Here is a 1,850-nt window from a genome sequence, read left to right as displayed (position 1 = left end):
CTCCACCACCTTGCCGTCCTTGATCACGATCATGTCGTGGGCCATGGCCCGCACCACCGCCAGGTCGGGGCTGATAAACAGATAGGTCAGGCCGTATTTTTCCTGCAGTTCACGCAACAGCGCCACCACTTGTTTCTGCACGGTGCGGTCGAGGGCTGAGGTCGGCTCATCCAGCAGCATCAGCGCAGGCTTGAGCACCAAGGCGCGGGCGATCGCGATGCGTTGACGCTGGCCACCGGAAAACTCATGGGGGTAACGATGACGGCTGGCGGGGTCGAGGCCCACGTCCTTGAGCACCTGGATCACTTGCGCATCGCGGTCGGCCAGGCTGCACGGCGCGTGCACTTCCAGGCCTTCGCTGATGATCTGTTGCACCGACATGCGCGGGCTGAGGCTGCCGAACGGGTCTTGGAACACCACCTGCATCTGCTTGCGCCATGGGCGCATCTGCTGGTTGTTCAGCGGGTCGAGGGCTTCACCCTGAAAACGGATACTGCCGGTGGAATCGAGCAAGCGCAGGATCGCCTGGCCGAGGGTGGATTTGCCCGAGCCGGACTCGCCGACAATCCCCAAGGTTTTGCCGCGCTGCACGCTAAGGCTGATGCCGTCGACTGCGCGCAACCAGGTTTTGCGCCTGAACAGCCCGCCGCCGAGGGGGAATTGCACGCTCAGGTCGTCGACTTGCAACACCGTCTCACGTTCATCACTGCACAGCGCATCGCCGGACGGCTCTGCATCCAGCAGCAGGCGGCTGTAGGGGTGTTGCGGCGCAGTGAACAGCGTCTCGCAGTCGGCCTGCTCGACAATCTCCCCGGCACGCATCACGCAGACACGCTGGGCAATGCTGCGCACCAGGTTGAGGTCATGGCTGATCAGCAGCAGCGACATGCCCAGGCGTTGTTGCAACGACTTGAGCAGCAGCAGGATCTTGCGCTGCACGGTCACGTCCAGCGCGGTGGTGGGTTCGTCAGCAATCAGCAGCTCCGGCTCGCAGGCCAGGGCCATGGCAATCATCACCCGCTGGCGCTGGCCGCCGGAGAGTTGATGCGGGTAAGCCTTGAGGCGCTCCTGGGGTTTCTGGATGCCCACCAGTTCGAGCAGCTCAAGAATGCGTGACTGCGCCGCCTTGCCGCCCAGGCCCTTGTGCAGCAGCAGGGTTTCGCCGATCTGTTTTTCGATGCTGTGCAGCGGGTTGAGCGAGGTCATCGGCTCCTGGAAAATCATCGCAATACGGTTGCCGCGCAGCTTTTGCAAGGTGGCCGTCGACGCGCCGATCAGCTCCTGGCCGCGATACTTCACCGAGCCTGTGGTGTGCGTGCCCGCGTCTGGCAGCAATTGCAGAATCGAGTGGGCGGTGACCGACTTGCCCGAACCCGACTCGCCGACCAAGGCCAGGCATTCGCCAGGGCGCACGTCCAGGCACAGTTTGCTCACCACGGTCTGGCCGCTGAAGGCGACGCTGAGGTCGCGGATCTCGATCAGGTTCATACGCAATTACTCATGAGCGTGGGTCGAAGGCATCACGTAATGCCTCGCCGATAAAGACCAGCAGCGACAGGATCAGCGCCAAGGTGAAAAATGCCGTCAGGCCCAGCCAGGGCGCTTGCAGGTTTTGCTTGCCCTGAGCAATCAGTTCGCCCAGGGACGCGCTGCCGGCGGGCATGCCGAACCCGAGAAAATCCAGGGCGCTCAAGGTTGAAATTGCCCCGGTCAAGATAAACGGCAGGTAGCTCAAGGTGGCGGTCATGGCGTTGGGCAGGATATGCCGGCGAATGATCTTGCCATCGCCCAGGCCCAGGGCGCGTGCGGCCTTGACGTATTCCAGGTTGCGCCCGCGCAGGAACTCGGCG

General features: G+C 63.1%; 2 protein-coding genes. Both read right to left on the bottom strand.

What is annotated here, in order from left to right:
- Nucleotides 1-1,488: ABC transporter ATP-binding protein (locus FEM54_RS31670; RefSeq protein WP_138454180.1), on the bottom strand; the 1,488-nt coding region annotated here is incomplete at its 3' end.
- Nucleotides 1,489-1,498: 10 nt separating this feature from the next.
- A partial coding sequence (locus tag FEM54_RS31665) for an ABC transporter permease subunit (protein ID WP_138454179.1) occupies nucleotides 1,499-1,850 on the bottom strand: 352 nt, incomplete at its 5' end.

The sequence above is a fragment of the Pseudomonas edaphica genome (assembly GCF_005863185.1).
Lineage (GTDB): Bacteria > Pseudomonadota > Gammaproteobacteria > Pseudomonadales > Pseudomonadaceae > Aquipseudomonas > Aquipseudomonas edaphica.
This window is presented reverse-complemented; position numbering and strand designations above follow the sequence as displayed.